The organism is Aurantiacibacter atlanticus, assembly GCF_001077815.2.
Lineage (GTDB): Bacteria > Pseudomonadota > Alphaproteobacteria > Sphingomonadales > Sphingomonadaceae > Alteraurantiacibacter > Alteraurantiacibacter atlanticus.
Map to the genome: position 1 here is coordinate 2,473,488 of NZ_CP011310.1, position 26,063 is coordinate 2,499,550.

Genomic DNA, 26,063 nt, shown 5'->3' on the forward strand with positions numbered 1-26,063 from the left:
TTACGCCTGCGCCTCCGCGGTTCGCCGCTCTGCAACATCGGCGGCGAGACCGGCTGCCCATTTCGTGATGTCGCCCGCCCCAAGGCACACGACCATGTCGCCCGGCGCAAGCTCGCCTGCCAGCTTTTCCGCAAGATCCGCGGGATTGGTCACAGCCTCTGCATGGCGATGGCCGCGCGCCTTGAGACCCGCAACCAGCGTATGTTCGTCAACACCCGCTATCGGCTCTTCCCCCGCAGGATAGACGGGCGCAGCATAGATAAGATCCGCATCGCTGAATGCGCCCTGAAAATCCTCAAGCAAATCGCGCAGGCGGGTAAAGCGATGCGGCTGCGCGACGGCAACCACGCGCCCGCTTGCCGCATCGCGCGCCGCTGAAAGCACGGCGCGAATTTCAACCGGATGGTGCGCATAATCGTCGATCACGCGAATGTCCGGCGCGATTGTGCCAGTGTGGGTGAAGCGCCGCCGCACGCCGCCAAACTTGCTGAAACCGGTGCGGATAGTGTCAGGCGCGCAACCCATTTCCAGCGCCACGGCGATCGCAGCGCAGGCGTTCTGCACATTATGCCTGCCAGGCATGGGCAGTTTGATGCCGTCGATCCGCGTTTCATTGCCATCCCTGCCCGTCTGCACCACGTCGAACCGGGTGACACCGCCATCAGGGGCGACGTTTTCGGCACGCACATCGGCATGGGAGGAAAAGCCATAGGTGATCACTCGCCTGTCACGCACCTTGGCGATGACATTGCGCACTTCATCATGATCGAGGCACAGCACAGCCGCGCCATAGAAAGGCACGTTCTCGATAAACTGGACGAATGCATCCTTTACAGCGTCAAAACTGCCGTAATGATCGAGATGTTCGGGATCGATATTGGTGACGACCGCAATCGTGCCATCCAGCCGCAGAAAGCTGCCGTCGCTTTCATCGGCCTCCACCACCATCCAGTCACTATCGCCCAGCCGCGCGTTGGAGCCGTAGCTTTCAATGATCCCGCCATTGATGACGGTTGGATCAATGCCGCCTGCATCAAGCAGCGCAGCGACCATGCTGGTGGTCGTCGTCTTGCCATGCGTGCCCGCCACCGCGACGGTGCGTTTCAGCCTCATCAGCTCCGCCAGCATTTCAGCCCGGCGCACCACGGGGACACGCGCTTCAAGCGCAGCGGCCACTTCGGGATTTGTGCGTTTAACCGCGGTGGATGTGACCACCACGGCAGCATCGCCCAGATTGGCCGCATCATGCCCGATGGAAACGGCAATGCCGGAATCGCGCAAGGCCTGCACCCGCGCGCTTTCTGCCAGATCACTTCCCTGCACACGGTAGCCAAGATTGTGCATGACTTCGGCAATCCCTGACATGCCTATGCCGCCAATGCCAACGAAATGGATCGTCCCGATATCGGTGCCGATTGCCTTCATCGGCCCATGCCCGGCGTCGCTGTGGCCTTTGCCGTTGCACTTGCCGATTTTTCGCGTTCGCCCACGCGGATCACGTCCTGAACATCTGCCCCGCCAAAGCTTTCGACCAGATCGGCCAGATCACTTGCCGCCTTGGGCCGCCCGCAATTCCACGCGGCATGCGCAGCATTGGCAAGCGTTTCGGGGCGCTGCGCCATCGCCTGTATTTGGCGACTGATATCCTTGGTGAGCTTTTGCAGCACGTCGGACTGGCGTTTGCGATCAGCATTGGCCCTGTCGCTGAAGCCAGCATGATCAAGATCGGCCACGCTTGACATGGGTTGGCGGATAGAACGTGCCCCGCCCGCTTCCACCATCTCGCGGACATTGGCGCTCTGGTGATCGTCTGTGGCTATGGGCAATGGCATCAGGATCGCAGGCCGCCCTACGGCGGTGAGTTCGGCAATGGTCGATGCGCCGGCACGGCCGATAAACAGATGCGCATCGGCAAGCGTTGCTGCCATATCCTCGAAATAGGTGGCAAGATCGGCGGGAATATCATGATCGGCGTATCGTTTGCGCACTGCCTCAATATCTTCTGCACGGCACTGCTGGGTGACCTGCAAGCGGCTGCGCAAGGCGGTAGGCAGCATGGAGAGCGCATCAGGCACCACGGCAGACAGCACGCGTGCGCCCTGACTTCCGCCGGTTACAAGCACGCGGAACAGGCCGTCTTCGGTAAATGCGGGAAACGGTTCATCGCGCAGCGCCAGCACACCGGGACGCACGGGATTGCCGACCAGATGGACCTTGCCGCCATGCTTCCTGTTGAGCCGGTCCACCTGCGGATAGGCCGTGGCAATCGCATCCACCCTGCCACTGAAGAAGCGGTTTACCCGGCCCAGCACGGCGTTCTGTTCATGAATTACGGTGGGTATGCCCAGCGATCTTGCACCCAAAAGCGCAGGCATGGCGGGATAGCCACCAAAGCCTACAACTGCGCTGGGCTGGAAAGTTTCATACAGCCGCTTGGCCATTGAACGTCCCTTGAGGACGGATAACAGCCCGCCCAGCCAGCGCAGCGGGTTCTTGCCGAACCTGCCAGCAGGAAGAACATGCGCCGTCAGGAAGTCAGGCTTGCCGGGGATAGCCGCGCCGCGTTGATCGGTGACAAGGGCGACATGATGACCGCGCCGTTCCAGTTCATGCGCCAGCGCAAAGGCGGGAGTCAGGTGGCCGCCAGTACCCCCGGCAGCCAGCACAAAGTGGCGTGACGAAGCGGTCATAGAACATCTTCCTTCTCAAACGAGGCCTTCAGATCGAACGGCTCGCGGTCGAGATAAGGGTTGCGCCGCGTAACTGCCAGCAGAAGACCGACAGTAAAGCAGACAGCAAGCGTGGATGATCCGCCATAGCTTACCAGCGGCAGGGTCATGCCCTTGCTGGGGAAGAGTTGCAGATTGACGAGTATGTTGATGAAGGCCTGCCCCCCGAACAGCGCAATCAAACCGCTGGCGGCCAGAATGATGAACAAGCGGTCTTCCTCCACCATGCGCACCAACACGCGCAGGATAATGGCAAGGTAAAGCAACACCACGGCGGCGCAGATCAACAGGCCAAATTCCTCACCGATTACAGAAAAGATATAGTCCGTATGCGCTTCAGGCAGACGCATCTTGTTGCTGCCCAGCCAGAAACCGCTGCCGGTCCAGCCGCCGCCCTGCAAAGTTCGACCCGCAAGATCCACGTGATCATAGGCCGCCGGGCCGCCAAGGAAGGAATCGATGCGGTTGCGAGCATTGTCGTAAAACAGATACGCACCCAGCAAGGCCGCCAGCACGCCGCCCGTCATCATGCCAATTTTTTGCAACGGCAGGCCCGCCAGCATTACCATGACGAACCATGCGCCGATAAACAGGATTGCCGCACCAAGATTTGGCTGGAGCATCAGCAGGACGACGATAAGACCCAGAAAACTTGCCGAAACGCCGATCACCGGCAGGCCTGGATCGCGCAATTTCCACGATAGGATCCATGCCATCACCATGGCAAAGGCTGGCTTCAGAAATTCGCTGGGTTGCAGCGATATACCGAGATTCAGCCACCGCCGAGCGCCGTTTACTTCTGTTCCTATAAACGGCACCAGCACCATGGCGATCAGCATGCATACGGCCAGTCCGATTGCGGCACGGCGGAGCATGGCCACAGGCAATAATGACGTGCCGATCAACACGCACAGGCCCAATATCTGCATTCGCACATGCGCCCAGAAGAAATACAGATCCGGCAAGGTAACGCTGGTTGTGGACAGGCGGCGCGCGCTGGCAGGCGATGCTGCGGCAACCGCAAGCGTGCCCGTCACCATCAATAGCAATACGAACAGTAGCAGCCAGCGATCAACTTCACGCCACCAAATGCGCAAATTCCGCTTCCAGTCGGTGCGGTGGCGTAGACCAGCAGAGTGGCGACCACGTTCACCGGGTCGTGGAATGAAGATCGGGCTCGCGCTCATGCCGCCGATTTCCCGTCAAATCCAAATCCGGCGATGATTTCACGGAAGCTTTCGCCACGCGATTCATAATCGCGGAACTGGTCGAAACTCGCGCATGCGGGGCTGAGCATGACAACATCACCGCTGCGCGCGCCTTCAATCGCCCGGCGCACCGCCTCGACCATCATTTCGCACCGTTCTACCTTGACTGCCGGCCCCAGAATATCGGCAAACATCGCGCCCGCTTCACCGATGGTATAGGCACAGGCAACATTGCCCAGAAATGGCGCGCATTCTTCGAGATTGTCTTCCTTGGGCAGGCCACCGCAAATCCAGTGAATGCGCGGATGTCCGCCTTCCGGCGGGAATGCCGCCAGCGCAGGGGCTGTGGAAGCAGGGTTGGTCGCCTTGCTGTCATTGATAAAAAGGATGCCCTTGCTGTTCGCCACACGCTCCATCCGGTGTGGCAGGCCACCAAAGCTGGCCAGACCGCGCAGCACATCTTCCCGCGTTAGCCCGATTTCCTGCACGAGCGCCGCTGCAATGGTGGCGTTCTGTAAGTTATGCGGCCCCTGCAAGCTGGGCCATTCCGCCTGATGATCGGCCCATGTCGACACATCGACGCAGATTGCCCGCCCCGGTTCACGCCGAGCAGCCTCTGCCTGCTGGGCTGCGCTGGTAGGGGCATCGTCACAGCCGAACACGGCGAATTGGCCGGGCTCCTGCATTGCAAACAGTCGCGCCTTGGACGTGGAATAAGCGCCAAAACTGGCGTAGCGATCAAGATGGTCGGGCGTGACATTAATCAACGCTGCCGCATCGCAGGCGAGTGAAAATGTCAGGTCGATCTGGTAGCTGGACAGTTCCAGCACATAGACACCATTGTTATCATCGGCCCGCTCAAGCGGCGCCTCACCCAATATGGGCACACCGATATTACCGCCCATCCGCGCAGGGACGCCCGCTGTTTCCAGCAGGTGATGGACCAGAGCGGTGGTGGTGGATTTGCCATTGGTACCGGTGATGCCGATCACCTTGTGCGGGGGCAGCTCTGTTCGCGCCTGCGCGAATAATTCGATATCGCCAATGATCGGAACGCCCGCCCTCGCTGCCTTCTCTGTCAGCGGGTGGCTGTTGAGCGGGACACCGGGCGATACCACGATGGCCTCAAATCCTGTCAGATCAATTTCCAGCGGATCAGCTATGGTGGCACGGGACGCCAGCATTTCCCTGGGTTCACCCCTGCGATCCCATGCGGTGAGCTCTGCCCCACTAGCAAGCAGCGATTCTGCCACGGCCATGCCCGACCGCGCCAGTCCCAGCACGCAATAGCGTTTACCGGCAAAGGCGCGCGCCGTAATCACCGCAGCTTCAACGTCGCAAGACCGATGACGGCAAGCACAATGGCGATGATCCAGAAGCGAACGACCACGGTCGATTCCTTCCAGCCAAGCTGTTCGAAATGATGGTGGATCGGAGCCATGCGAAAAATCCGTCTGCCTGTCCGCTTGAACCAGAAGACCTGGATAATGACGCTCACCGCTTCCAGCACGAACAGGCCGCCTACGATTGCCAACACGATTTCGTGATGGCTGGCAACAGCGATAGCTCCCAGCGCGCCGCCCAGCGCCAGTGATCCGGTATCACCCATGAAGACGGCCGCCGGCGGCGCGTTGAACCACAGAAAGGCCAGCCCGCCACCCATGATGGCAGCGCACATGATCGCCAGTTCACCCGCGCCTGGCACATGCGGAATGCCCAGATATTCGGAAAAGTCGACGCGCCCCACCAAATAGCAGATCAGCAGGAACGCGCCCGCCGCTATCACCACCGGCATGGTGGCAAGGCCATCTAGTCCATCGGTCAAATTGACCGCATTGCCTGCCCCCACGATGACAAAGGCGGCGAATACATAATAGAACCAGCCCAGCGGGATGGAGGTGTTGGAGAGAAACGGAATGTAGAGATTGGTATTGATCTCGCTGACGATCAGGTAACTGGCGATGCCCGCCACGACAAATTCACCCAGCAGCCGAACCTTACCCGAAACACCGTGATGGCTGCGTTTTGTAACCTTGTCGTAATCATCGAGAAAGCCGATCAGTCCAAAACCCATCGTCACTGCGAGGCAGGCCCAGACAAACGGGCTGGCAAGGTCCATCCACAACAGCATGGAAATGGTGAGAGCGGTCAGGATCATCAATCCGCCCATGGTAGGCGTGCCGACCTTCGCCTGATGGCTTTGCGGGCCATCGGCGCGGATGGGCTGGCCCTTGCCCTGCCGCACACGCAGCATGTTGATGAAGCGCGGGCCGATCACCAGGCCGATGATCAATGCCGTCAGCATCGCCGCACCTGCCCTGAAGGTCTGGTAACGGACGAGGTTCAACAACCCTTCAAATTCAAGCAGTTCGGCGAGGAAATAGAACATGGGTGCGCGCTTCGGCCTTTACTGTCAGCGTTCTCGGGCGGCGAAATGCTCTACCACGCGGGATAGCCCTACCGAATTGGAACCCTTCACCAGCACAGCGTCCCCGCCTGCCAATCCGAATTCCTGTAGCGCCGCGATGGCTTCACCCGCATTATCGCAATGGGCAAAGCGAACGAGGTTGCCAAGCGCATCACGGGGAAGTTTCCCCATCTCACGAGCGAGTGCCAACATTTCCGGGCCGACTAGAACGGCATAATCCACCCCGGCTTCAATGACAGGCTGTGCCAGCTGGCCGTGGAATACTTCGGCAAAATCGCCCAGTTCCTTCATGCTGCCAAGCACAGCAATGCGGCGCGTAGCGGGGGTCTGGCCCAGCTGCGCGAGGGTGGCGCGCATGCTGGCGGGATTGGCGTTGTAACTTTCATCGATCACCAGCGCATGGCCACCCGGCATCTTGGCGCGCAACCTTGCCCCGCGCCCTTTCAATCCGCCCATTTCTGCAAGCGCAAGACCCGCGGCGCCAAGATCGCCGCCAGCGGCATGAACAGCAGCCATGACGCACAATGAATTGTCGATCCAGTGTTCGCCCGGTTCCGCCACGGTGTAACACAGGCCGATAGCACCCAGCGCAGCGGTAACAAGCGCGCCGCCATTGTCCTGCGGGATGGCATCGAGCAGCCGCATATCGGCATCCGCTCCACGCCCGAAGGATATGACATTTGCCCCGCGCGCCTGCGCTGCATCGCGCAATTGCGCAAAATGCGGGCTGTCGGCAGGAATGACGGCCGTGCCGCCTTCTTGCAGCCCGCCAAATATCTCCGCCTTGGCAGCGGCGATTGCGTCCATGCTGCCGAGATTTTCGATATGTGCGGGCGCAATGGTCGTGATGATAGCGATATGCGGACGCACCTGCGCGGTAAGGCCTGCGATTTCGCCAGCGTTATTCATGCCCATTTCGAACACGCCGAAGCGGCTGGGAGCGGGCATGCGCGACAGTGACAACGGCACGCCGACATGATTGTTATAACTGCGTACGGAACGATGCGCCGCGCCGCGGCTGGTCCGCTCCAATGCGGTGAAAATCGCTTCCTTCACGCCTGTCTTTCCGACAGACCCCGTCACGCCAAGAATGCAGGCAGGCGAGCGATCCCGTGCCACCTGTGCCAACGCATACAAGGCAGCGGTCGTATCCTTGACAAGAACATGGGGGTAATCGATCGGACGATCAACGATGGCCGCTGCCGCGCCATTGGCGAAGGTTGCGTCAAGAAAGCGGTGGCCATCCATCGCTTCCCCTTTGAGCGCAATGAACAGGTCGCCTGCCTGCACATCGCGAGAATCCATTTCAACACCGCTGACCTGGAACTGACCAGATGCCTTGCCGCCGGTTGCCTCAGCAATCTGGGCGGCGTTCCACAGTGCAAAACGCAGGCCACCAACCTGCTTGTCCACCCTTGTTCGCGGCCAGCGTAGCGTCTGGGCCAGCGCATTCATGACGCGTTTCCGGAGGTGATTTCCGCAGCGGATTCTCGCGCGACGGTTACATCGTCGAACGGCAAGACCTTCATATCTTCTCCCGACCCAATAATCTGTCCCTGTTCATGTCCCTTGCCCGCGATCAGCACGATGTCATCGCGCCCCGCCCCTGCAATGGCGGCCTCTATCGCTTCGCGCCGGCCGCCAATCTCGCGCGCGCCAACTGCACCTGCCATGATGTCGGCACGGATGCGCGCGGGATCTTCTCCACGCGGATTATCGTCTGTTACTATGACCATATCGGCCCCGTTCACGGCAGCCATGCCCATCGGTGCGCGCTTACCAATATCACGATCGCCGCCCGCGCCAAAAACAGTGATTAGCTTGCCTGCGACATGTGGCCGCAAGGCGGCGATTGCTGCGGACAGGGCATCTGGCGTATGCGCATAATCGACATAAACCGGCGCGCCGGACCCGGCGATGACAGCCCGTTCAAGCCGCCCGCGCACAGGCTGGAGACGCGACACTGCATCAAACACCAGCCCCGCATCACTCCCCGTCGCAATGGCAAGACCGGCGGCGGTCAGCGCATTGGCAACCTGATATTCCCCGATCAACGGAAGCCGAAACCGGCGTGTCTCTCCACCATATTCGACTTCAAGCTTTTGCCCCAATTGCGTGACGTCGCGCGACATCAGCCGAATATCCGTGCCCGTCGCACCCACGGTGAAAAGGGTGAGCCCCCGCTTGCGGGCCACATCCATGGCAGGCTGCGAATATTCATCATCGGCCCAGATCACCGCCGTGCCGCCATCATCCACCACTTCGGCAAACAGACGCATCTTGGCCGCGAAATAATCGTCCATACCGGCGTGATAATCGAGGTGGTCGCGGCTCAGATTGGTGAATGCGCCGGCTTTGACCGGCAAGCCTTCATTGCGATATTGCGAAAGGCCGTGGCTGGACGCTTCATAGGCGACATGCGTCACCCCTTCACGCGCAAGCCCGGTGTTATTGGCCAGAAATGTTACGATGTCGGGCGTGGTGAGCCCGGTGGAAACGCTTTCATCGGGCGTGGTTACTCCTAATGTGCCGATGCTGGCAGCGCGGAAACCGCACATGCGCCAGATCTGCCGCGTCATTTCCACGGTGGACGTCTTTCCGTTCGTTCCCGTAACCGCGACAACGGTTCCGGGCGTCGGGGTGAAATAGCGCGCGGCAAGCGTGGCGAAAAGCTTGCGCGGAGCGGCATCGGGCAGATGCAATGCGCCATCCACCTTGGCGTCTGGCCGCGCGACCACGGCGATGGCGCCGCTGGCGATGGCTGCGGGAATAAAATCCTCGCCATTCACGGCGCTACCCTGAAACGCGCCGAATATATTGCCGGGCGCGACTTTTCGATGATCTATCGCAAAGCCGGTAATGCGCGCGTCACCGCCTTTGCCCGCATCAACGCCTGCCGTGGATGCCAGATTAGCAAGCAACATCAGCGATCACCCCCGACAAGCGAACGGACATCTGACAAGTCAATATCGCGGTCAGCATCGGGAAGGATCCCCAATTGCGGTCCGATACGCGGAACCAGCCGGCCAACAATGGGAGCCGCATTCCAGGCAGCGGTGCGCTGATAGGAGCTGGCAGCAGTACCCTTCGGCTCATCCAGCATGGCGATGACGACGAAACGTGGACGATCCATCGGGAAGGCTGCCGCAAATGTGGAAACCAGTGTCGAACGGCGATACCCGCCAACGCCGGGCTTTTCCGCACTGCCAGTCTTGCCGCCGACCCGGAAGCCGGGCGCATTGGCATTGCGGCCCGTGCCGTAAACGGCGATCATCCGCATCAACTGGTTCATCCGTGCGCTGGTGCTGGCACGAAATACACGGCGACCGCGCGGGACCCGGCCCGGCTCTATCCGCTGGAGCGTGGCGGGACGCCAGATACCACCATTGACCATTGCGGCATAGGCGCTGGCGAGGTGAAGCGGCGTTACCGCAATGCCGTGGCCAAAGCCCGCATAGATCGCCTTTGCCTCGTTCCATTTGCCGTTCATGCCCAGCGTTCCGCCGCGTGCGGGCAGCTCTATATACGCGCGCTCTGCCATTCCCAGCTGGGTGAAATAATCCTGCATGCGCGGCCCACCGATTTCGGCCGCGATTTGCCCGGAGGTAATGTTGGATGAATGAATAAGCGTCTGCGGGACGTTAAGCCTGTCCCCGATAGTGTGGCTGTCACGAATTGGATTTCCGCCTACCATCAGCGGACGCGATGCCTGCCAACTACGGCCCAGATCGGTGATCAACCCCGCGTCGATGGCAATGGCCACGGTCAGCGGCTTGAAGGTGGAGCCCAATTCATAGACCTGATTGGTGACACGGTTGAATGACCGCGGCATTTCGCCATTTGCGCTGCGTTCAGGCGAGAGGATGACATCTTCCTGCGTGACAGCATTGGGATCAAATTCGGGAAGCGAAGCGAGCGCCAGCACTTCGCCGCTGTCCACATCCAGCACTATGCCCGCAGCGCCCAGCGCATTCACTGAAAGCATGCCGCGGCGCAATTCGTCTTCCAGCGCGCCCTGCACGCGCATGTCGATGGAAAGCGCCACCGGATCGGCGCGCCTGGCGGGATCGAGCAGGCGTTCATTGAAGAACTGCTCCATGCCCACGCGGCCATTGCCGTCCGCGCCGACATAGCCCAGCACATGGGCCGCCAGCGATCCTTGCGGGTAATGGCGGTCTTCTTCCTGCGGCAATTCCAGCGCCAGTTCTCCCAGCGCAGTCACCTTATTGGCATCATCAGGCAGAACGCGGCGGCGCAAATAACCGCGCTGACCGGATTCAAGCTTGGCCGTGACTTCATACAGATCGAGATCGGGAAAGATATCAACAAGCTTGCGCGCCACCTCTTCAGGCGGGCCAACCAGCGGCGGACCGCCATCGCCGCCTTCAGTCATGGCGGCGGGATTATACCACAGCGCATAAGCAGGAAAAGCGCGCGCCAGCGGCACACCATTACGATCGGTGATCTCGCCACGGGGCGGAAGCAACGCATCGGCCATGCTCTGCTGCGCGGGTCCGGGCTGAACCACGCCGATCCAGGTCAGTTTGAACAGCGCAGCAATGGCAACAAGCAGGAATACAGCGATAATGAGCAAAAGCCGCAGCCGCGCCACCAATAACGAGCGGCGGCGATGATCCACCAGCCCGCCCTGCGCGGTGATGACGGTGCGCTGGGCAGCGTAGGCAGTCACCGCGTGGCAACTCCTGTGGCCGCATGTTGCACACCGGCGATGGGCACACGCAGCGGGCCCGGAGCAATCGTTATTGCGACGCTGGCAGGTTCTTCATGATTGTCCTCGATCAGATTGGCATCAATCGTCCTGCCCGTGAGCGGGGAAACGAGGCGCGGAAATTCAGGCACGTCCTCTCCTGAACGCAGGCCAGCCAGCCGGATCGGCGCCGGGGCATCTGCAGCGCGAGGCACGCCGAACTGCGCCAATTGGCGATGGCTGTCGATAAACTGGTCCGCAGTCGGAGACTGGAAACCGAAATCCACCCTGTTCCATGCTGCCAGCTGCACCTGGTTCGACCGGGTGAGAAACTCCGTTTCCAGCAACAGCTTCTCGTCTTCCAGAAAGACAATCTGACGCTCTGCCCGCACGACATCGGAATGCACCGCTGTCACCTTGATATGCAGCATCCCGTAAAGAAAGATGCAAACGCCCAATGCGAAAAACCAGCTGATATGGCGCAGAGGCCGAGAGCCGATCATTCCGTTGTGGTGGGTCATGCGACATTCTCCCGGGCAGGCGCGCTAGTGCGCACACCGCTACGCAAGGTGGCGGAACGGGCGCGCGGATTGCGGTCGATCTCGGCGGCAGAGGGACGGATCGCTTTGGACAATTGCGCGAAACGTGGAAGCGGCGCGGTGCGCGCCTCTGGCATGTGCCGCGAGCCGCGCGGATTCATGCTGGCGGCATCACGGAAGAAGGTTTTGACCATGCGATCTTCAAGGCTATGAAAGCTTACGATGGCGAGCCTGCCGCCTTCGCTGAGCAACTTCTCCGATGCGCTCAGCCCCGCCTCAAGTTCGTCCAGCTCTCCGTTCACATGGATGCGGATGGCTTGGAAGCTACGCGTTGCGGGATCCTTGTTTGGCCCCCCCATGTTGGAATGCGGACGATAGCCCAGCGCCTTGCGCACAACTTCCGCCAACTCGCCAGTGGTTGACAGCGGACGCGCTGCAACAATGGCGCGGGCCACGCGGCGCGACTGGCGTTCTTCGCCATAGCGATACAGGACATCGGCAATATCCTTTTCCGCCGCTTCATTGACGAAATCGGCAGCGGTGGGGCCAGACTGGCTCATCGTCATGTCGAGAGGACCATCGACGGAAAAGGCAAAGCCGCGCTGGGCCTGATCGATCTGCATGGAGGAAACGCCAATATCCATTGCAATCCCGTCCACCTGCGCAATGCCGGCTTCAGCCATGCTTGCAGCCATCTCGGAAAAGCGGCGCGCATGCAGCACCAGCCGCGGGCTATCGCCTTGCGTTTCAGGCCATTGCTCCCCGGCGGCAATGGCATCAGGATCACGATCAAAGGCGTGAACAGTCGCCCCGGCATCAAGAAATGCGCGCGTATAGCCGCCTGCCCCAAAGGTGGCGTCGATGATGACATTGCCAGCATGGAGAGAAAGTGCCTCAAGCACCTCGTCCAGCAGAACGGGCACATGCGGCGCATCGTGAGATACAGGAGCGGTCATTTCCCCCTCCCCTTAGCCTTGGCACGCGCTTCATCGGCCAGCGCTGCGCATGCCGCATGGGGCCCGGCGAACGACGCACCCATCGCCGCCAGCTTATTGATATCCCACAAGGTAATGAACTGGCCGCCACCCAGAAAACAGATGTTGTCGTCAATGCCGACCAGGCCACCCAGATGTTCAGGCAGGATGAAACGCCCACTCTTGTCGAAAGCCGCCTCGGCAAAGCCCCACAATTGCATAGAACGCAGATCACGGTCGAATTCATGGTTGCGACGGACCGCGTTCTCTTCTTCCTTATCAAGCAGTTCTTCGAAACTGTCTGTGCGCGAAAGGCCGAATGCGCTCAGGCAGGGATAGCGATCATGCTGGATCAGGCACAGGACATTGTCATCGCCATTGTCGGCAAAGACCTTGCGAAATGAGGGCGGCAGCACGAAACGGTTCTTTTCGCCGCGAAGCGAAAAACCCTGCCCCCTATATCCTGCCGGTCGCACTGACACGTCCCCACTTCCAAAAAATGACTTCCCCGTCGGCCAAGACTTCCCCGCATCCAGAAACGCACAGGCGCGACTGGACAGGCCCTGCTATGGGCACAACACTTTCGGTCTTTCCGATAGAATTGGGGAATAACGCGGGTTAGCGCGGGATGGAAGGGGAAACTGCGGGAAATTGTGGGATAAGCTCTTAACTTACTGATATAAAAAGATAACTTACGCGAGTAATCAGCGGCCTTTTCCTAGCGCAAGAACTCACAATCTCTCCATTGTAGGTATTTATGGTTGAAATTCCTCTTCAGGGCCCGAGTCTTCCCGCAAAATCCCCAAGCCTTGCGCGATAATCCGCATTAATGACGTTTCGCCGCCAATATGCGGACCTTCAAGATCGAGCAAAGCGGCATCTGCAACGATCAGCGCAGAGCCATCCCCTATATTGCAGCGGGCGAATAATCCTTCATTCTCCAGCGAACAGGTTCTGTTGCCGCCCTCTGCTTCTGCCAGTTCTCCGGCCTGATTAACGGGATAGGGCTGGTCGGCGACTTGCCGCATATGCAGCCCGTCTTGTTGGGCAGTGTCGTAGCGCAGTTCCAAACCCCAATGACCCAGGATGGGCGAAAGAAGGGCAACATCCTGCGGTCGACGCCTGTCACCGACATGAAACCGAGATTCGCCCGTCATCATCGGATCGGTAAACATCACCAGCTTGCCGCCATCGCGCACCCAGCTATCCAGCGCGACGTTTTCTTCCGCACTCAAGCCGCGCGGTTGGGCCAGCAAGAGATAGTGATACTGGGCGAGCGAAGATTGCGATAAATAATCCAGCGGAGCGAGTTTTACTGAACGCTCCAACACTTCCCGCGCCCAATGCGCAGGCGTTCCGCCAGATAGCAATTCATCAAATCCCGCAGCTTCGCCCCAATAAATCGGGATCGTCCCCATTAGCGCGACTACAGGACGCGCATCTGCTTCTTCAACCGCGCCCTTGTGATCTGCCGCAGCAATATCCTGCGCGAACAAGCCAGCGGGCGCAGCCAAGGCCAAAGTGGTGGCGATTGCCACTATAAAGGTATGGAACGCACGCAGCATCACTGGAGGGAAGCGTTTTGCCCCGCTGGTGGAGGAAGATCGCCCGTAACAGGTGCCGCAGACGTGCTGGGCGAAGGAATGGGTTCGGCAGAAAGCTCGGGCACGATACCGGCTTCCGCCAGTGGATCGCGCGGCGCAGCTGATTCGCTGACCACCACTGTAGGAGCCGCTTCGGGGACCGCGGCATCCTGCGTTTCCTGCGCCCTGCTCATCACAATCTGGGCAAGCGCCACGGCCAACACCATGGCCAATATACCAAAGCCGCCGATTTGCAGACGTTGCAGCCGCTCTGCCTTGGTGCCGCCCAACGGCACCGAGGGTGGTTCCGCTTGCGCAGGCATAGGACCGCCCCGTTTGTTGGCCGTGCCTGTCCTGAGCAATTCGCGCGGGTCGATTACCATCCAGCAAGCCTACAGGATCAAGATGAACCTAGCCAGTCGAACACGGGCAGGTCCTTGGCTGCCAGCCATTCAGCATTGTAGAGCGTGGAAAGGTAGCGAAAGCCGGTATCGCACAGGATTGTCGCAACGCGGGCATCCTTGCGCCCGTCGGCAACCAACTGTCGGCCCAGCGCCACGGCTCCGGCGACATTTATGCCCGAGCTGAGCCCAAGGCACAGCCCCTCTTCGCGCAGCAATTGCGCAACCCAATCCAGCCCTTCGACATCGGAGATGCGGAATTGCGTGTCGATGGGCGCGCCTTCCAGATTGGCGGTGATCCGGCCCTGCCCGATGCCTTCTGCCACCGAGCTGCCCTCGCCCTCCAATTCGCCATTGGCGTAATAATTATACAGCGCTGCGCCATGCGGATCGGTGAGCGCGATGCGGATCTTTTCGTCCTGCGCCTTTAAGCCCATTCCTACACCTGCCAGCGTGCCGCCCGTGCCGACAGCACAGGTGAACCCATCCAGCCGTCCATCAAGCTGCGACCAGATTTCCGGCGCAGTGCCTTCGATATGGGCGCGGCGATTGGCGACATTATCGAACTGATTGGCCCAGATCGCGTTTTCGTTTTCTTCAGCGATGCGACGGCTGGTGTGGACGAAATGGTTGGGATCAGCGAATTTCGTCGGCGGAACGGTGACCAGTTCAGCACCCAGCGCCCGCAGCGTGTCCATTTTTTCCTTGGACTGGTTATCCGGCATCACGATGACGGTCTTGAAGCCGAGCGCATTGGCCACCAGCGCAATACCGATGCCAGTATTACCCGCAGTGCCCTCCACAACTGTGCCGCCGGTCTTCAGTTCTCCGCGGGCCATGGCGTCACGCACGATCCACAGCGCCGCGCGGTCTTTCACACTGGCCCCGGGATTGGCGAATTCGCACTTACCCCAGATTTCGCAGCCAGCAGCTTCGCTTGGCCCCTTGAGCAGAACGAGCGGCGTATTGCCGATAAGGTCGAGTGTGTCGCTATGGACGGCAGGCGATGTCATGTAGGACAAATTAGGATGAGAGACACCGAAGCGCAACGCGAGAACACCTTGGCCCGTGGAAACTCAGTCTTCTTCGGCGATGGTGACTTTCAGACCATCGAGTTCCTGCGTGAAAGCCAGCTGGCAGGACAGGCGCGAAGTCTTGTCGCGGTTATCGCTTGAATCGAGCAGATCATCTTCATCTTCGCTCATGTCCGGCAGCTTGTCCGAAAAAGACGGATCGACATGCACATGACAGGTCGCGCATGAACAACAGCCACCACACAATGCCAGCAATTCATCGAAGCCATTGTCGCGTATGGCTTCCATCACGGTGAGGCCGTCCTCTACCTCTATCGTGGCTTCCTCGCCGGCGCGGTTGACTACAATAAGCTTGGCCATCGACTTGCAATTCCTCTTATGTTCGACGACGCGGCTGCTAGGCAATTGAGCTAAATTTGGCAAGGATGGCGTGGGATGGGACTAACACAGGCACAGATCACACAGGCGCTCGACACTGTGGCTGACCGTGAACCCGCCATCGCCCGTGCGTTGGAAATTGCCGGCTATCCTGAACCGCGCATCAGGGATCGCGGCTACAAGACCTTGCTGCGCACCATTGTCGGCCAGCAGGTCAGCGTCGCCGCAGCAAATTCAATGTGGAACAAGCTGGAGGCCGAACTTGGCGAGAATTTCACTCCAACCTGCCTGCTCGAACGCGATTTCGACACATTGCGCGCCTGCGGCCTGTCGCGCCAGAAACAGGGTTATGCCCGATCCTTGTGCGAATTGGTCTCGCAGAATCAGCTTAACCTTCAAGACCTGCCGCAGGATGATGAGGAAGCGATTGCCGAACTGACGCGGATCAAGGGCATCGGGCGCTGGTCAGCAGAGATTTATCTGCTGTTTGCGGAAGGTCGGCCGGACATCTGGCCGGCGGGCGATCTCGCCGTGATGGCAGGCATCGGCAAAATCCTTGGGCTTGAAGAACGACCGGACGAAAAGGCTACCCGAGCATTGGCCGAACCATGGCGACCGCATCGCGGCGCAACCGCAATCTTCACCTGGCACTGTTATAACAATCCCGCGCTCTAGCTTGGAAATACACCAGAGGGCACCTAGGTATCACGCCAGGACATCCGGAGAGATCATGACCGAAGCCACCGCCGCCGACAACGTAGCTGACACCCCTCTGATCCCGCGTGATCACCTGTTCGGAAATCCAACCCGATCCGGTGGCCAGATCAGCCCGGACGGGAAGTGGGTCAGCTGGATGGCGCCGTGGGAAGGGGTGATGAACCTTTTCTTGGCTCCGGCAGGTGATGAAAGCGATGTTCGCCGCATGACCAGTGCGAAAGATCGCCCGATCCCGTCATACAGCTGGGCGCCCGATAGCCAGAGCCTGCTGTATATTCAGGATAAGGAGGGCGACGAGAATTTCCTGCTCTATCAAGTTGCTGCGACAGGTGGCGAGGAGAAATGCCTTACCCCGTTCGAAGATACCCGCGCCCAGATCATTGGTGGCTCCGAGACCTTGCGGGACAAATTGCTGGTCGGCATCAACAACCGCGATGCGCGCTTCCACGATGTCCACATGCTTGACTTGAAAACCGGCGAACTTGATCTTGTTTTCGAAAATACCGAATGGGCAGGCTTTGAAGCTGATGACGCGCTGACCTTGCGCTGGGCCATTCACCAGAACGCTGCGGGCGGCACGGACATGCACGAAATTGTCGATGGCGTGGTGGAAGAAACTCCGCGCGAAGTGACCGGGCTGGACGATGCTCTGACCACTGGCATGGCGGGCTACACCACCGATGGATCGGTGCTCTACTGGCTCGATTCACGCGGACGCGACACTGCCGCGCTATTTGCAGAAGATACAGCAAGCGGCGAACGCACACTGATCGCCAGCCATGACAAGGCCGATATCGGCGGGACCATGCGCCATCCGAAAACCGGTGTGGTGCAGGCGTGGAGTGCAACCTATCTGCGCACCGAACATCACCCGCTCGACAAGGATATTGGCGAGGCGCTGACATGGTTGCGCGGCAAGCTGGAAGGCGATTTCGGCATCCAGTCGCGCACCGATGATGATCGCCGCTGGCTGGTGTGGAACGATCCGCTGACCGGCCCTGTCAAAAGCTATCTGTTCGATCGGGATAAAGGCAGCCTGCACGAATTTTACAGCACACGTCCTGAACTGGTGGGCGCGCCGCTCCAGCCGATGCACGCGGTCGAAATCACTTCGCGCGATGGCATGGTGCTGCCCAGCTATCTGACCCTGCCGCCGCAGAGTGATCCGCAAGGAAAAGGCTCCCCCGAAGCGCCGGTGCCGCTTGTTCTTGTTGTTCATGGGGGGCCATGGGCGCGTGATAATTATGGCTTCAACAGCACGCATCAATGGCTGGCCAATCGCGGCTATGGAGTGCTTTCTGTCAATTTTCGCGGCTCCACCGGTTTTGGCAAGGCCTTCATCAATGCGGGCAATTTGGAATGGTCCCGCAAGATGCATGACGATCTGCTCGATGCGGTGAACTGGGCCGTGGAAGGCGGTGTGGCTCAGGCGGACAAGGTGGCCATGATGGGCGGGTCCTACGGTGGTTATGCAACGCTGGTCGGCCTTGCCTTCACGCCCGAGTTATTTGCCTGCGGCGTAGATATCGTCGGCCCTTCCAACCTTGAAACCCTGCTGGAAACGATCCCCCCCTATTGGGAGCCAATGGTAAAGCAGTTTCATGAACGCATGGGCGATCCGACCACGCCAGAAGGGCTGCAATTCCTCAAGGATATCAGTCCATTATACCGGGCAAAGGACATTACCAAGCCGCTGTTGATTGGCCAGGGTGCCAATGATCCGCGCGTAAAGCAGGCAGAAAGTGACCAGATCGTGGATGCAATGGAGCGAGATGGCGTGCCCGTCACCTATGTTCTGTTTCCGGATGAAGGGCACGGCTTTCATCGCCCGGAAAACAACATCGCTTTCAAAGCGATCACGGAGAACTTTCTCGCTGCCTGCATCGGTGGCCGCGCCGAGGAAGTCGGCGATGTGCTGGGGGTGTCGACCGCGGACATCCGCAATGGCGCCGAACACGTAAAAGGCCTGACCAAGGAAATTGCCGCCTGACCGCATTGCGTCGAACGCAGCCCCTTACCTTACCCAGTTGCGTGAGGCGGAAAAATGGGGCTTCCAGTTTGACTGGCAGCCATCCGGATCACGTTAGCAAATCTCCTATCGCACGGGCCATATTCATGTCGCGCATCGACAATCCGCCTGCATCATGCGTGGTAAGTTCAATCTGCACCTTGTTGTAGACATTCGACCATTCAGGATGGTGATCATGCTTTTCCGCCAGCAGGGCAATTTGCGTCATAAAGGCAAATGCCTGACTGAAATCATCGAATTCAAAGGTGCGCCCAATGGCCTCTGCATCGCGGGTGAAAGCCCAGCAGTCTAGCGCCGCAACCAGTTTCTGCGCCTCTTCATGTGTCAGACCTTCCACTGCCATGTCCTGTCCCTCTTATAGCGTGTGCTTGCGTGTTGCGGTTTCCATGCCCTAACGCGGGCGATGATGGAACCGTGCCGATTAGCCGCCTCTCAACTAGCTTGCCGCCGCGGCGAGCGCCTGCTGTTTACGGGTCTTTCCCTCGATTTGCAGTCAGGTGATGCAATACATGTGACGGGTGCGAATGGCACGGGCAAATCCAGCCTGATCCGTATTCTTGCCGGTCTGCTACGCCCCTTTGCCGGAAATGTGATGCGCACCGGATCGCTCGCGCTAATGGATGATCACCGGGCGCTGGACGATCATCTGCCATTGGGTCAAGCGCTCGGCTTCTGGCAGCGACTGGATGGCTGCATCACACCCGATGCAGCAATGTCTGCACTGCAATTGCAAGACCTTATGGACGTTCCGGTGCGCTTTCTTTCCACCGGTCAGCGCAAACGGGCCGCGCTGGCCTGCTTATTGAACGGCGGGAGCCAGATATGGCTTCTGGATGAGCCGATCAATGGTCTGGATGCGCAGGCCAGCAAAACACTTGAAGCTTTGCTGGCACATCACTGCGATGGCGGCGGAATTGCGCTGGTCGCCAGCCATCAACCGATTGCCCTGTCCGACCAGAAAAATCTGCATTTGCCGGATTTCGCAATATGAATGTATTCGTTACTCTGCTGCGACGCGATCTTGCGGCATTATTGCCCGGATCGGCGCGCGGTAATTCGCTGCTGCCGCTGCTGTTCTTCCTCGCCGTTGCCATGCTCTACCCCTTCGCCATCGGTCCGGATGCCCCACTTCTGGGCGCAACTGGCGGCGGCGTGCTTTGGGTGGCTGCCCTACTGGCGGCCATTCTCCCGCTCGACCGACTGTTTGCGCCGGATCTGGAGAATGGCTTCTTCGATCAATGGGCCTTGCGCGGAATAGCGGAGGAGATTGTGGTAGCGGTGCGATTGCTGGCCCATTGGCTGAGTTTTGGCCCCTTCATCATCATCGCCGCCTTCCCCGCAAGCGCGCTGGTCGGCATTGACGGGCCGACCCTTCATATCGTGCTGCTGGGATTGGTGGCAGGCACACCGGGGCTGGCTGCCATCGGTATCATAATTGCTGCTGTCACAGTGGGGTTGCGCAGCGGAGGCGCGGCGCTTTCGGGTCTGCTCGTCATTCCGCTTGCCGTTCCGCTACTGATTTTCGGCGCGGGCTCCCTTTCAACCGCTGGCGATGGCGGGCTCGCCCTGACGAGTGCGATAAGTCTGATACTGGTAGCCATTGCGCCATTTGCAGGTGGCGCCGCAATCAGGGCTGCGCGCGAAAGCTGATGCGCCGTTATTGATAGGGGGGGTGATAATCGTCCCGCCGCAGGGTCATCATGTAATCCACAAGCAGTTCCACCTCATCGGCTTCGAGGTAGAAATCCATCTGCTCGGGATAATTATGTGCCTCGGTCAGCCACTCGGTCAATGTCTCGCGCGTCAAGCCAGGCGTATTGGCGATGCGCGGCCATTCGGGCGCCTGTGCATTTGGCGATTGACCATATGGCTCAACCATATGGCAGCTCCCGCACGCTCCTTGCGCCAGTGCATGGCCTTCTCCCGCCTGCCGGTCGGCATGTGTATCAGTCGCTGGCTCTGCATGTTGGCACGCGCCCAGCAGCAAGGCTCCTGCAGCAAGATATAGGCAGACTGGGTGCATGATCGTTCCTTCCGTTCAAATTCACAATCATAGTGAACCAATGCAATCTGATCATTGCGCCAGATCAATTATACGGCGGTCTGTCCAATCCCTTTGCGGATTGCGTGAAGATCTCCGCCCCATCGTCGGTGATGCCGATTGAATGTTCAAACTGGGCAGACAGGCTCTTGTCGCGCGTAACAGCAGTCCATCCGTCATTCAGCACTTTCACGTGAGGACGACCAAGATTGATCATTGGTTCAATGGTCATGAACATGCCTGCTTTCAATTCCGGACCGGTACCTGCACGGGCCGCATGGACCACTTCGGGAGCATCGTGAAACAAGCGACCAAGCCCGTGACCGCAGAAATCACGGACCACGCCATAACGCTGGCTTTCGGCATGTTTCTGGATTGCCGCACCTATGTCTCCCAATCGCACACCGGGCCGGACCTGCTCAATGCCCAGCATCAGACATTCATAAGTGACATCGACCAGCCGCTTTGCCTTTAGGGGCACATCGCCGACAAGGTACATCCGGCTGCTATCGCCATGCCATCCATCAAGGAGCGGGGTGACATCAATATTGACGATATCGCCATCCTTCAGCCGCTTGTCTGACGGTATGCCGTGGCACACGACGTGGTTTATCGAGATACAGCAGCTATGCGTATAGCCGCGATAGCCCAAAGTTGCAGGCACCGCGCCGCCATCAAGCGTCATTTCGCGAACCACGCGATCAAGTTCTTCGGTAGTGACACCGGGCTCAACCCGCAGCGCCATTTCATCGAGGATACTGGCAGCCAGTTGCCCGGCCTTGCGCATGCCTTCGAACCCTTCCGGGCCATGTAGTTTGATCGTGCCGTCACGATAGACGGATGTGTCTTTGGTTACGTGCTGATATTGCGTCATGCGACCCCATGTAGCGACTTGATCGAGCAATTGCGAGATTGATGACGCCGAGCAGTGAGATTAGCGTCCCAATCAGTCTTCGGGAGTAAATGCTGCTCGGAATTCCGGACGTACAATTTCCAGAATTTCGGCATCAACCGCAAAGGAAAATTCATACGATCCCTCGGCATAAGGCCCGGCCAGATATGGCGCGATCTGGATGCCGATGCGGTCAAAGCTACGCCCGCTGCGCGACGAAAGCAGCAGATTGGTTTCATCGGGCTTTATGCAAGCCTCGAACGGGTCGGTAGAGTTTCCCTCAACCCGCTCTCCCCGCCGTTCGGCACGCTCTGCATTTAGCGCATCGCACAGTCTTTCACCCAGTGCGGCATCCAGCGCCGCAGGTGATGTAAAGAAGGCAATCGGCTCAAGAGCGCGGTCGCGTTCCTTGTCCCATACAATCGTATCAAATCCATAATTGGGATGCGCCCCGCCCCTGTAACTGTCGAGATCGGCAGACAGGCTGAGCCAGCTGGGCAAATCTGCAACCGTCTTCCAGGCAGTCCCACTGGAATATTTGTTGAAGGGAAAGCCGTTCTCGCGCGCATCGTCGCGACCGCGGCTTGCCTCACGCGCCAGGTTCTGGCGTTGCCGATCCAGCCGCCGGTCCAGCCATGCAGCAAGCGCAGGCAGATCCCCGGCTTCGGCGGGATAGGAATATTCAAAGACGAAAGTATCGGTCTGTTCCGATATCTGCCGCGCCCCGCCAACCACCGGCGCGGGATCGCCACCAGTCGTCTTTGACGGGGTGGGCGCCATCCCAGACGTGCCTGTCGCAGTCGCTGACGGGGCGACAGCCGGAGCGGATGGTCCAGCAGGCTCACACGCCGCCAGTACGACAATCGGGAGCAAGGCCCAGGTTAATCGACGCATGATCACTTTCTATCCCTTTTCAAATGCGAATGAAAACGGCAAGCGATATTCCATGAGCATAGCAGATAATCTGATCCAGCCGGATCGCGGGCAGGACGCCGTCGCAATCCACCTTGTTAATAAAGATACGTTCGAAGCCTTTGCGAAGGATTTGAGCGGACCGCAGCGCGCCGCGCTGGCGGCGCAGAAGTTTACCGGCGCAGGCTATCAAACGGGAATCGTGCCTGATGGCGAACATTGGTTCGCGGTTGGCGGTGTGGCCAATCCGGATGAATTGTCCAGCTGGTGCATGGCCAAGCTGGCAGAAGATCTGCCAGCCGGGACTTACCGCCGTGTCAATGGGCAGCCCGGCCCGGCCATGTTTGGCTGGCAGACGGCGCAAAACCGCTTCACCCGTTATCGCGAGGATTCCGACGCTGAAGGGCCGCGTATCCTGCTGACCGAGGACGTTGCGAAAATCGATCTCGTGATTGCCGAAGCAACTGCAGCGTGTCTTGTCGCCGATCTGGTGAACACACCTGCCGAAGACCTCGGCCCCGCCGCGTTGGAGGAAGAGGCGAAGCGCATCGCTGGCAACCACAAGGCAGAGCTGGACGTGATTCGCGGTGACGCGCTGGAAACAGGTTTCCCAATGGTTCACGCCGTGGGCCGCGCCGCAGAACGCAAGCACGCCCCGCGCCTGATCCAGTTCAGCTGGGGCGATGAAAGCCACCCCCGCGTCGCCATTGTCGGCAAGGGCGTGTGCTTTGATTCAGGCGGGCTGGATATCAAATCGGCCGCAGGCATGAAATTGATGAAAAAGGATATGGGCGGTGCTGCCCACGCCCTTGCTCTGGCCGAACTCATCATGAAAGCCGGGCTGAAACTGCGCCTGCATTGCGTGGTGCCAGCGGTAGAAAACGCCATCGCCGCCAACGCTTTCAGGCCTGGAGACGTGCTGTCCAGCCGACAGGGGCTGACCGTTGAAATCGGGAATACCGATGCCGAAGGGCGGCTGATCCTTGGCGATGCACTCACGCTTGCCAGCGAAGGTTCGCCTGAACTGATCATAGATTTTGCCACATTGACGGGCGCAGCCAGGGTTGCTGTCGGGCCCGACCTCCCCGCCCTCTTCACCCGCCGCGACCAGACTGCCGACCAGCTTATCGAGGCGGGCCGTGCACATGATGACGAACCGTGGCGACTGCCAATCCATGAAGCTTATGGGGAATGGTTGAAGTCGGACATCGCCGATACCAACAATGCACATGGCAATGCTTTTGCAGGTGCCAGCGTGGCCGCGTCTTTTCTCGACAAATTCGTCGGAACTACAAGTGATGGATCACCGATCGACTGGGCGCATTTCGATACTTTTGCCTGGCGCCCCTTTGCCAAACCGGGCCGTGCCAAGGGCGGCGCTGCACTAGGCCTTCGCGCGGCCTTTCACGCCTTGCGCGGCAGGTATGGCTGAGCCGCAACTTGCCGATGGTGAATGCTGCGTCTAAGCGCGCAGGCAATAGGAAAATACGGATTATGCGAAGGTTTGCCGGTTGAACAAGGGTGATGCACCTCTCAGCGAAAGTCATGCTCAAGGGCCTTATGTCCTGAGAGGCAAGGCCGCGCGCCCCGACCCGCGCAAGGTTCCGCTGCGTGGTGACCTTGCGCATATTGCGCTGGCCGGGAAGCACTTTGTTCCGCATTATTCAGTGCCCCAACCGCGCAGCGTGATGCCCGGCGGCGCGCCGCTGCTAGCGGAACCCGCTGACGGCGGGGAGGAATTGTGCGTCCTGTTGGAAGGCGACAGTTTTGAAGTTCTCTCTATCGAGGGGGATTGGGCCTGGGGTTGTCTTTCGATCAACGGTCCGGTGGGGTATATTCGTGGGGATCGACTGGAACTGGTGGACTGATGGCACAAACGGTTTTCATAGATGGGGCAGTGGGCACGACCGGCCTCGAAATCCTTGAACGGCTGGAAGGCCGCCCGGAATTCGATCTCGTACGGTTGAGCGATGCTGAACGCAAGGATGCCGAATGCCGGAAGACCGCGCTCAATTATGCCGATTTTGCAATATTGTGTTTGCCTGATGATGCCGCGCGCGAAGCTGTCGCGCTGATCGATGACAGCAGCGATACGCGCATTATCGACGCTTCGACCGCGCATCGCAACGCACCGGGCTGGATATACGGATTCCCTGAACTGGTCGGCCCCAAAGCGGTTGCCGGGGCAAAGCGCGTTGCCAATCCCGGCTGTTACCCAACCGGATTTCTTGCCCTGATTGCACCGCTTGTGCGCGCCGATTTGCTCCCGCGAGACTGGCCTTACAGCGTGCATGCAGTGTCAGGATATTCCGGTGGCGGCAAGGCGATGGTCGAACGTTTCGAGCAAGATGGTGACATCGCTTTTCGCGCCTATGGCCTATCGCTTGAACACAAGCATCTTGCCGAAATGCAGCGGCAGGCCGGCCTCACTTATCCGCCCGTATTTTCTCCTGCTGTAGTGCCGGCGTTCCGCGGAATGCTGGTAGAGATTCCTTTACCCATCGGCGCGATGCGCAGCGCAGCAAATCCTGAAGATTTGCGCTCCGAACTCGCGCGCTATTACGTCAATGCAGAGCTTGTGACAGTCCATGAAGATGTTCCGGAGGAATTGTTGCTGCGCAGTGATGCACCAGCTTCGGATCGGCTTGATCTGTGGGTCCTCAGCGATGCTGCAGGAAATGCTTCACGGCTGCTGGCCCGGCTTGATAATCTGGGCAAAGGTGCCAGCGGGGCTGCTATCCAGTCGTTAAATTTGATGGCAGGTTGTCCGGAGTTGGCAGGGCTGAAGCTCTGACGCCTGTCCAATCGGCTCACCAACAGGATATTCATGCCCAAATAACGGGCACTGCTGCCCGCAAATGCGCCAGCATCAGCCAGCCCGCTGCGCACGATTGTTCTACGAATTCACCCTCCCGCGTCGAATTTGTTGCGAATCCTCCCTTCCGTTCGATTGCACGATTGTCTAATCTGCAGGCACGCGCTTTGGCATGATTCTTGATATGCGTGCTGGAGTCATTGCGCAGGCATGGCTCGTTCAGCGATGGTCATCATGAAGCTCGGCAGAAAAATTAACAGGGACGGTATGGAAAAACGTGAAAAAAATTGAAGCGATTATCAAGCCGTTCAAACTGGACGAAGTGAAAGACGCGCTGCACGAAGTGGGCGTGTCGGGTATCACCGTGACAGAAGCCAAGGGCTTTGGCCGCCAGAAGGGCCACACCGAATTGTATCGCGGGGCTGAATATGTTGTCGACTTCCTGCCAAAGGTGAAGCTGGAAGTCGTCGTACCCGACCAGCTTGCCGAACAGGTCGTGGAAGCAATCACAGGCGCTGCCCGCACAGGCCGCATCGGCGACGGCAAGATCTTTGTGTCCGACATTACCACCGCTGTCCGCATTCGGACCGGCGAACAGGATGATGCCGCGCTTTAAAAAGGGCGCACCAATCAACACCGGCTGTAACATCCCTGCGCGCAAGTCGCAGTTCCAGC

At 59.3% G+C, this 26,063-nt stretch carries 27 protein-coding genes; 8 read left to right on the plus strand and 19 right to left on the minus strand.

Features of this window, described 5'->3' with window-relative positions; all coding sequences use genetic code 11:
- From murC to CP97_RS12125, 15 genes are all read right to left on the minus strand, one after another.
- Window positions 1-1,425 (minus strand): UDP-N-acetylmuramate--L-alanine ligase, encoded by a 1,425-nt coding sequence (murC, locus tag CP97_RS12055; protein ID WP_048886157.1) that lies wholly within the window; start codon window positions 1,423-1,425, stop codon window positions 1-3.
- The gene (gene murG, locus CP97_RS12060) at window positions 1,422-2,690 is read right to left on the minus strand and encodes an undecaprenyldiphospho-muramoylpentapeptide beta-N-acetylglucosaminyltransferase (protein WP_048886158.1); all 1,269 of its coding nucleotides are present in this window, start codon (window positions 2,688-2,690) and stop codon (window positions 1,422-1,424) included. The genes murC and murG overlap by 4 nt, the downstream gene beginning before the upstream one ends.
- A complete protein-coding gene (locus CP97_RS12065; protein WP_082863816.1) occupies window positions 2,687-3,916 on the minus strand; it encodes an FtsW/RodA/SpoVE family cell cycle protein in 1,230 nt (409 codons plus the stop codon). The genes murG and CP97_RS12065 overlap by 4 nt, the downstream gene beginning before the upstream one ends.
- The gene (murD, locus tag CP97_RS12070) at window positions 3,913-5,259 is read right to left on the minus strand and encodes a UDP-N-acetylmuramoyl-L-alanine--D-glutamate ligase (RefSeq protein WP_048886159.1); all 1,347 of its coding nucleotides are present in this window, start codon (window positions 5,257-5,259) and stop codon (window positions 3,913-3,915) included. The genes CP97_RS12065 and murD overlap by 4 nt, the downstream gene beginning before the upstream one ends.
- Complete coding sequence (gene mraY, locus CP97_RS12075) at window positions 5,256-6,326, minus strand: phospho-N-acetylmuramoyl-pentapeptide-transferase (RefSeq protein WP_048886160.1); 1,071 nt, start codon at window positions 6,324-6,326, stop codon at window positions 5,256-5,258. The genes murD and mraY overlap by 4 nt, the downstream gene beginning before the upstream one ends.
- A 24-nt stretch (window positions 6,327-6,350) precedes the next feature.
- Complete coding sequence (locus CP97_RS12080) at window positions 6,351-7,820, minus strand: UDP-N-acetylmuramoyl-tripeptide--D-alanyl-D-alanine ligase (RefSeq protein WP_048886161.1); 1,470 nt, start codon at window positions 7,818-7,820, stop codon at window positions 6,351-6,353.
- Window positions 7,817-9,289, minus strand: a complete 1,473-nt coding sequence (locus CP97_RS12085) for a UDP-N-acetylmuramoyl-L-alanyl-D-glutamate--2,6-diaminopimelate ligase (protein ID WP_048886162.1) — start codon at window positions 9,287-9,289, stop codon at window positions 7,817-7,819. The genes CP97_RS12080 and CP97_RS12085 overlap by 4 nt, the downstream gene beginning before the upstream one ends.
- The gene (locus CP97_RS12090; RefSeq protein ID WP_048886163.1) at window positions 9,289-11,055 is read right to left on the minus strand and encodes a peptidoglycan D,D-transpeptidase FtsI family protein; all 1,767 of its coding nucleotides are present in this window, start codon (window positions 11,053-11,055) and stop codon (window positions 9,289-9,291) included. The genes CP97_RS12085 and CP97_RS12090 overlap by 1 nt, the downstream gene beginning before the upstream one ends.
- Window positions 11,052-11,594, minus strand: a complete 543-nt coding sequence (locus CP97_RS12095) for a hypothetical protein (RefSeq protein WP_149036469.1) — start codon at window positions 11,592-11,594, stop codon at window positions 11,052-11,054. Before CP97_RS12095 ends, CP97_RS12090 begins: the two co-directional genes overlap by 4 nt.
- Window positions 11,591-12,568: a 16S rRNA (cytosine(1402)-N(4))-methyltransferase RsmH gene (gene rsmH, locus CP97_RS12100; RefSeq protein WP_048886164.1), complete on the minus strand. Its 978-nt coding sequence runs from the start codon at window positions 12,566-12,568 to the stop codon at window positions 11,591-11,593. The genes CP97_RS12095 and rsmH overlap by 4 nt, the downstream gene beginning before the upstream one ends.
- Complete coding sequence (locus CP97_RS12105) at window positions 12,565-13,068, minus strand: division/cell wall cluster transcriptional repressor MraZ (protein WP_063612431.1); 504 nt, start codon at window positions 13,066-13,068, stop codon at window positions 12,565-12,567. The genes rsmH and CP97_RS12105 overlap by 4 nt, the downstream gene beginning before the upstream one ends.
- Window positions 13,069-13,341: 273 nt before the next feature.
- Entirely contained in the window at window positions 13,342-14,154 is an 813-nt protein-coding gene (locus tag CP97_RS12110; RefSeq protein WP_149036470.1) for a Gldg family protein, read from the minus strand.
- Entirely contained in the window at window positions 14,151-14,552 is a 402-nt protein-coding gene (locus tag CP97_RS12115) for a hypothetical protein (protein ID WP_149036471.1), read from the minus strand. Before CP97_RS12115 ends, CP97_RS12110 begins: the two co-directional genes overlap by 4 nt.
- Before the next feature lie 17 nt (window positions 14,553-14,569).
- Window positions 14,570-15,583 carry a cysteine synthase A gene (locus CP97_RS12120; RefSeq protein ID WP_048886167.1) on the minus strand — a complete coding sequence of 338 codons (1,014 nt, stop codon included), beginning with the start codon at window positions 15,581-15,583 and terminating at the stop codon, window positions 14,570-14,572.
- Between the two features lie 63 nt (window positions 15,584-15,646).
- The gene (locus CP97_RS12125) at window positions 15,647-15,964 is read right to left on the minus strand and encodes a 2Fe-2S iron-sulfur cluster-binding protein (protein WP_048886168.1); all 318 of its coding nucleotides are present in this window, start codon (window positions 15,962-15,964) and stop codon (window positions 15,647-15,649) included.
- 75 nt (window positions 15,965-16,039) lie between these two features.
- Between CP97_RS12125 and CP97_RS12130 the strand changes: the two genes are divergently transcribed.
- Window positions 16,040-16,657, plus strand: a complete 618-nt coding sequence (locus tag CP97_RS12130; RefSeq protein WP_048886169.1) for a DNA-3-methyladenine glycosylase family protein — start codon at window positions 16,040-16,042, stop codon at window positions 16,655-16,657.
- A gap of 55 nt (window positions 16,658-16,712) precedes the next feature.
- Complete coding sequence (locus CP97_RS12135; RefSeq protein ID WP_048886170.1) at window positions 16,713-18,689, plus strand: S9 family peptidase; 1,977 nt, start codon at window positions 16,713-16,715, stop codon at window positions 18,687-18,689.
- Window positions 18,690-18,777: 88 nt separating this feature from the next.
- Here the strand turns inward: CP97_RS12135 and CP97_RS12140 are convergent, their stop codons facing one another.
- Window positions 18,778-19,071 carry a 4a-hydroxytetrahydrobiopterin dehydratase gene (locus tag CP97_RS12140; protein WP_048886171.1) on the minus strand — a complete coding sequence of 98 codons (294 nt, stop codon included), beginning with the start codon at window positions 19,069-19,071 and terminating at the stop codon, window positions 18,778-18,780.
- Window positions 19,072-19,134: 63 nt separating this feature from the next.
- Between CP97_RS12140 and ccmA the strand changes: the two genes are divergently transcribed.
- Window positions 19,135-19,719, plus strand: coding sequence for a heme ABC exporter ATP-binding protein CcmA (ccmA, locus tag CP97_RS12145; protein WP_048886979.1), 585 nt, complete (start codon window positions 19,135-19,137; stop codon window positions 19,717-19,719).
- A complete protein-coding gene (locus CP97_RS12150; protein ID WP_048886172.1) occupies window positions 19,716-20,378 on the plus strand; it encodes a heme exporter protein CcmB in 663 nt (220 codons plus the stop codon). The genes ccmA and CP97_RS12150 overlap by 4 nt, the downstream gene beginning before the upstream one ends.
- Before the next feature lie 7 nt (window positions 20,379-20,385).
- Here the strand turns inward: CP97_RS12150 and CP97_RS12155 are convergent, their stop codons facing one another.
- The 3 genes from CP97_RS12155 to CP97_RS12165 form a co-directional block, all read right to left on the minus strand.
- A complete protein-coding gene (locus CP97_RS12155; protein ID WP_053106638.1) occupies window positions 20,386-20,751 on the minus strand; it encodes a c-type cytochrome in 366 nt (121 codons plus the stop codon).
- A 64-nt stretch (window positions 20,752-20,815) separates the two neighbouring features.
- A complete protein-coding gene (gene map / locus CP97_RS12160) occupies window positions 20,816-21,643 on the minus strand; it encodes a type I methionyl aminopeptidase (RefSeq protein WP_048886173.1) in 828 nt (275 codons plus the stop codon).
- A 72-nt stretch (window positions 21,644-21,715) separates the two neighbouring features.
- Entirely contained in the window at window positions 21,716-22,441 is a 726-nt protein-coding gene (locus CP97_RS12165; RefSeq protein ID WP_048886174.1) for a DUF4163 domain-containing protein, read from the minus strand.
- Window positions 22,442-22,607: 166 nt separating this feature from the next.
- Here CP97_RS12165 and CP97_RS12170 point away from each other — a divergent pair, with 166 nt between their 5' ends.
- From CP97_RS12170 to CP97_RS12185, 4 genes are all read left to right on the plus strand, one after another.
- Entirely contained in the window at window positions 22,608-24,005 is a 1,398-nt protein-coding gene (locus CP97_RS12170; protein WP_048886981.1) for a leucyl aminopeptidase family protein, read from the plus strand.
- Between the two features lie 79 nt (window positions 24,006-24,084).
- Window positions 24,085-24,441 (plus strand): hypothetical protein, encoded by a 357-nt coding sequence (locus tag CP97_RS12175; protein WP_063612433.1) that lies wholly within the window; start codon window positions 24,085-24,087, stop codon window positions 24,439-24,441.
- Window positions 24,441-25,367 carry an N-acetyl-gamma-glutamyl-phosphate reductase gene (gene argC, locus CP97_RS12180; RefSeq protein WP_048886175.1) on the plus strand — a complete coding sequence of 309 codons (927 nt, stop codon included), beginning with the start codon at window positions 24,441-24,443 and terminating at the stop codon, window positions 25,365-25,367. Before CP97_RS12175 ends, argC begins: the two co-directional genes overlap by 1 nt.
- A gap of 298 nt (window positions 25,368-25,665) precedes the next feature.
- Window positions 25,666-26,004: a P-II family nitrogen regulator gene (locus tag CP97_RS12185; protein ID WP_048886176.1), complete on the plus strand. Its 339-nt coding sequence runs from the start codon at window positions 25,666-25,668 to the stop codon at window positions 26,002-26,004.
- Window positions 26,005-26,063 lie beyond the last annotated feature (59 nt).

Coding starts and splice junctions, on each gene's coding strand:
- murG (WP_048886158.1), bottom strand. CDS start 2,690: ATGACCGCTTCGTCACGCCACTTTGTGCTGGCTGCCGGGGGTACTGGC.
- CP97_RS12065 (WP_082863816.1), bottom strand. CDS start 3,916: ATGAGCGCGAGCCCGATCTTCATTCCACGACCCGGTGAACGTGGTCGC.
- map (WP_048886173.1), bottom strand. CDS start 21,643: ATGACGCAATATCAGCACGTAACCAAAGACACATCCGTCTATCGTGAC.
- CP97_RS12115 (WP_149036471.1), bottom strand. CDS start 14,552: ATGGTAATCGACCCGCGCGAATTGCTCAGGACAGGCACGGCCAACAAA.
- CP97_RS12140 (WP_048886171.1), bottom strand. CDS start 19,071: ATGGCAGTGGAAGGTCTGACACATGAAGAGGCGCAGAAACTGGTTGCG.
- murC (WP_048886157.1), bottom strand. CDS start 1,425: ATGAAGGCAATCGGCACCGATATCGGGACGATCCATTTCGTTGGCATT.
- CP97_RS12120 (WP_048886167.1), bottom strand. CDS start 15,583: ATGACATCGCCTGCCGTCCATAGCGACACACTCGACCTTATCGGCAAT.
- CP97_RS12080 (WP_048886161.1), bottom strand. CDS start 7,820: ATGAATGCGCTGGCCCAGACGCTACGCTGGCCGCGAACAAGGGTGGAC.
- argC (WP_048886175.1), top strand. CDS start 24,441: ATGGCACAAACGGTTTTCATAGATGGGGCAGTGGGCACGACCGGCCTC.
- CP97_RS12085 (WP_048886162.1), bottom strand. CDS start 9,289: ATGTTGCTTGCTAATCTGGCATCCACGGCAGGCGTTGATGCGGGCAAA.
- CP97_RS12155 (WP_053106638.1), bottom strand. CDS start 20,751: ATGCACCCAGTCTGCCTATATCTTGCTGCAGGAGCCTTGCTGCTGGGC.
- CP97_RS12150 (WP_048886172.1), top strand. CDS start 19,716: ATGAATGTATTCGTTACTCTGCTGCGACGCGATCTTGCGGCATTATTG.
- CP97_RS12125 (WP_048886168.1), bottom strand. CDS start 15,964: ATGGCCAAGCTTATTGTAGTCAACCGCGCCGGCGAGGAAGCCACGATA.
- rsmH (WP_048886164.1), bottom strand. CDS start 12,568: ATGACCGCTCCTGTATCTCACGATGCGCCGCATGTGCCCGTTCTGCTG.
- CP97_RS12095 (WP_149036469.1), bottom strand. CDS start 11,594: ATGACCCACCACAACGGAATGATCGGCTCTCGGCCTCTGCGCCATATC.
- mraY (WP_048886160.1), bottom strand. CDS start 6,326: ATGTTCTATTTCCTCGCCGAACTGCTTGAATTTGAAGGGTTGTTGAAC.
- CP97_RS12170 (WP_048886981.1), top strand. CDS start 22,608: ATGAGCATAGCAGATAATCTGATCCAGCCGGATCGCGGGCAGGACGCC.
- CP97_RS12130 (WP_048886169.1), top strand. CDS start 16,040: ATGGGACTAACACAGGCACAGATCACACAGGCGCTCGACACTGTGGCT.
- CP97_RS12165 (WP_048886174.1), bottom strand. CDS start 22,441: ATGGCGCCCACCCCGTCAAAGACGACTGGTGGCGATCCCGCGCCGGTG.
- CP97_RS12135 (WP_048886170.1), top strand. CDS start 16,713: ATGACCGAAGCCACCGCCGCCGACAACGTAGCTGACACCCCTCTGATC.
- ccmA (WP_048886979.1), top strand. CDS start 19,135: ATGGAACCGTGCCGATTAGCCGCCTCTCAACTAGCTTGCCGCCGCGGC.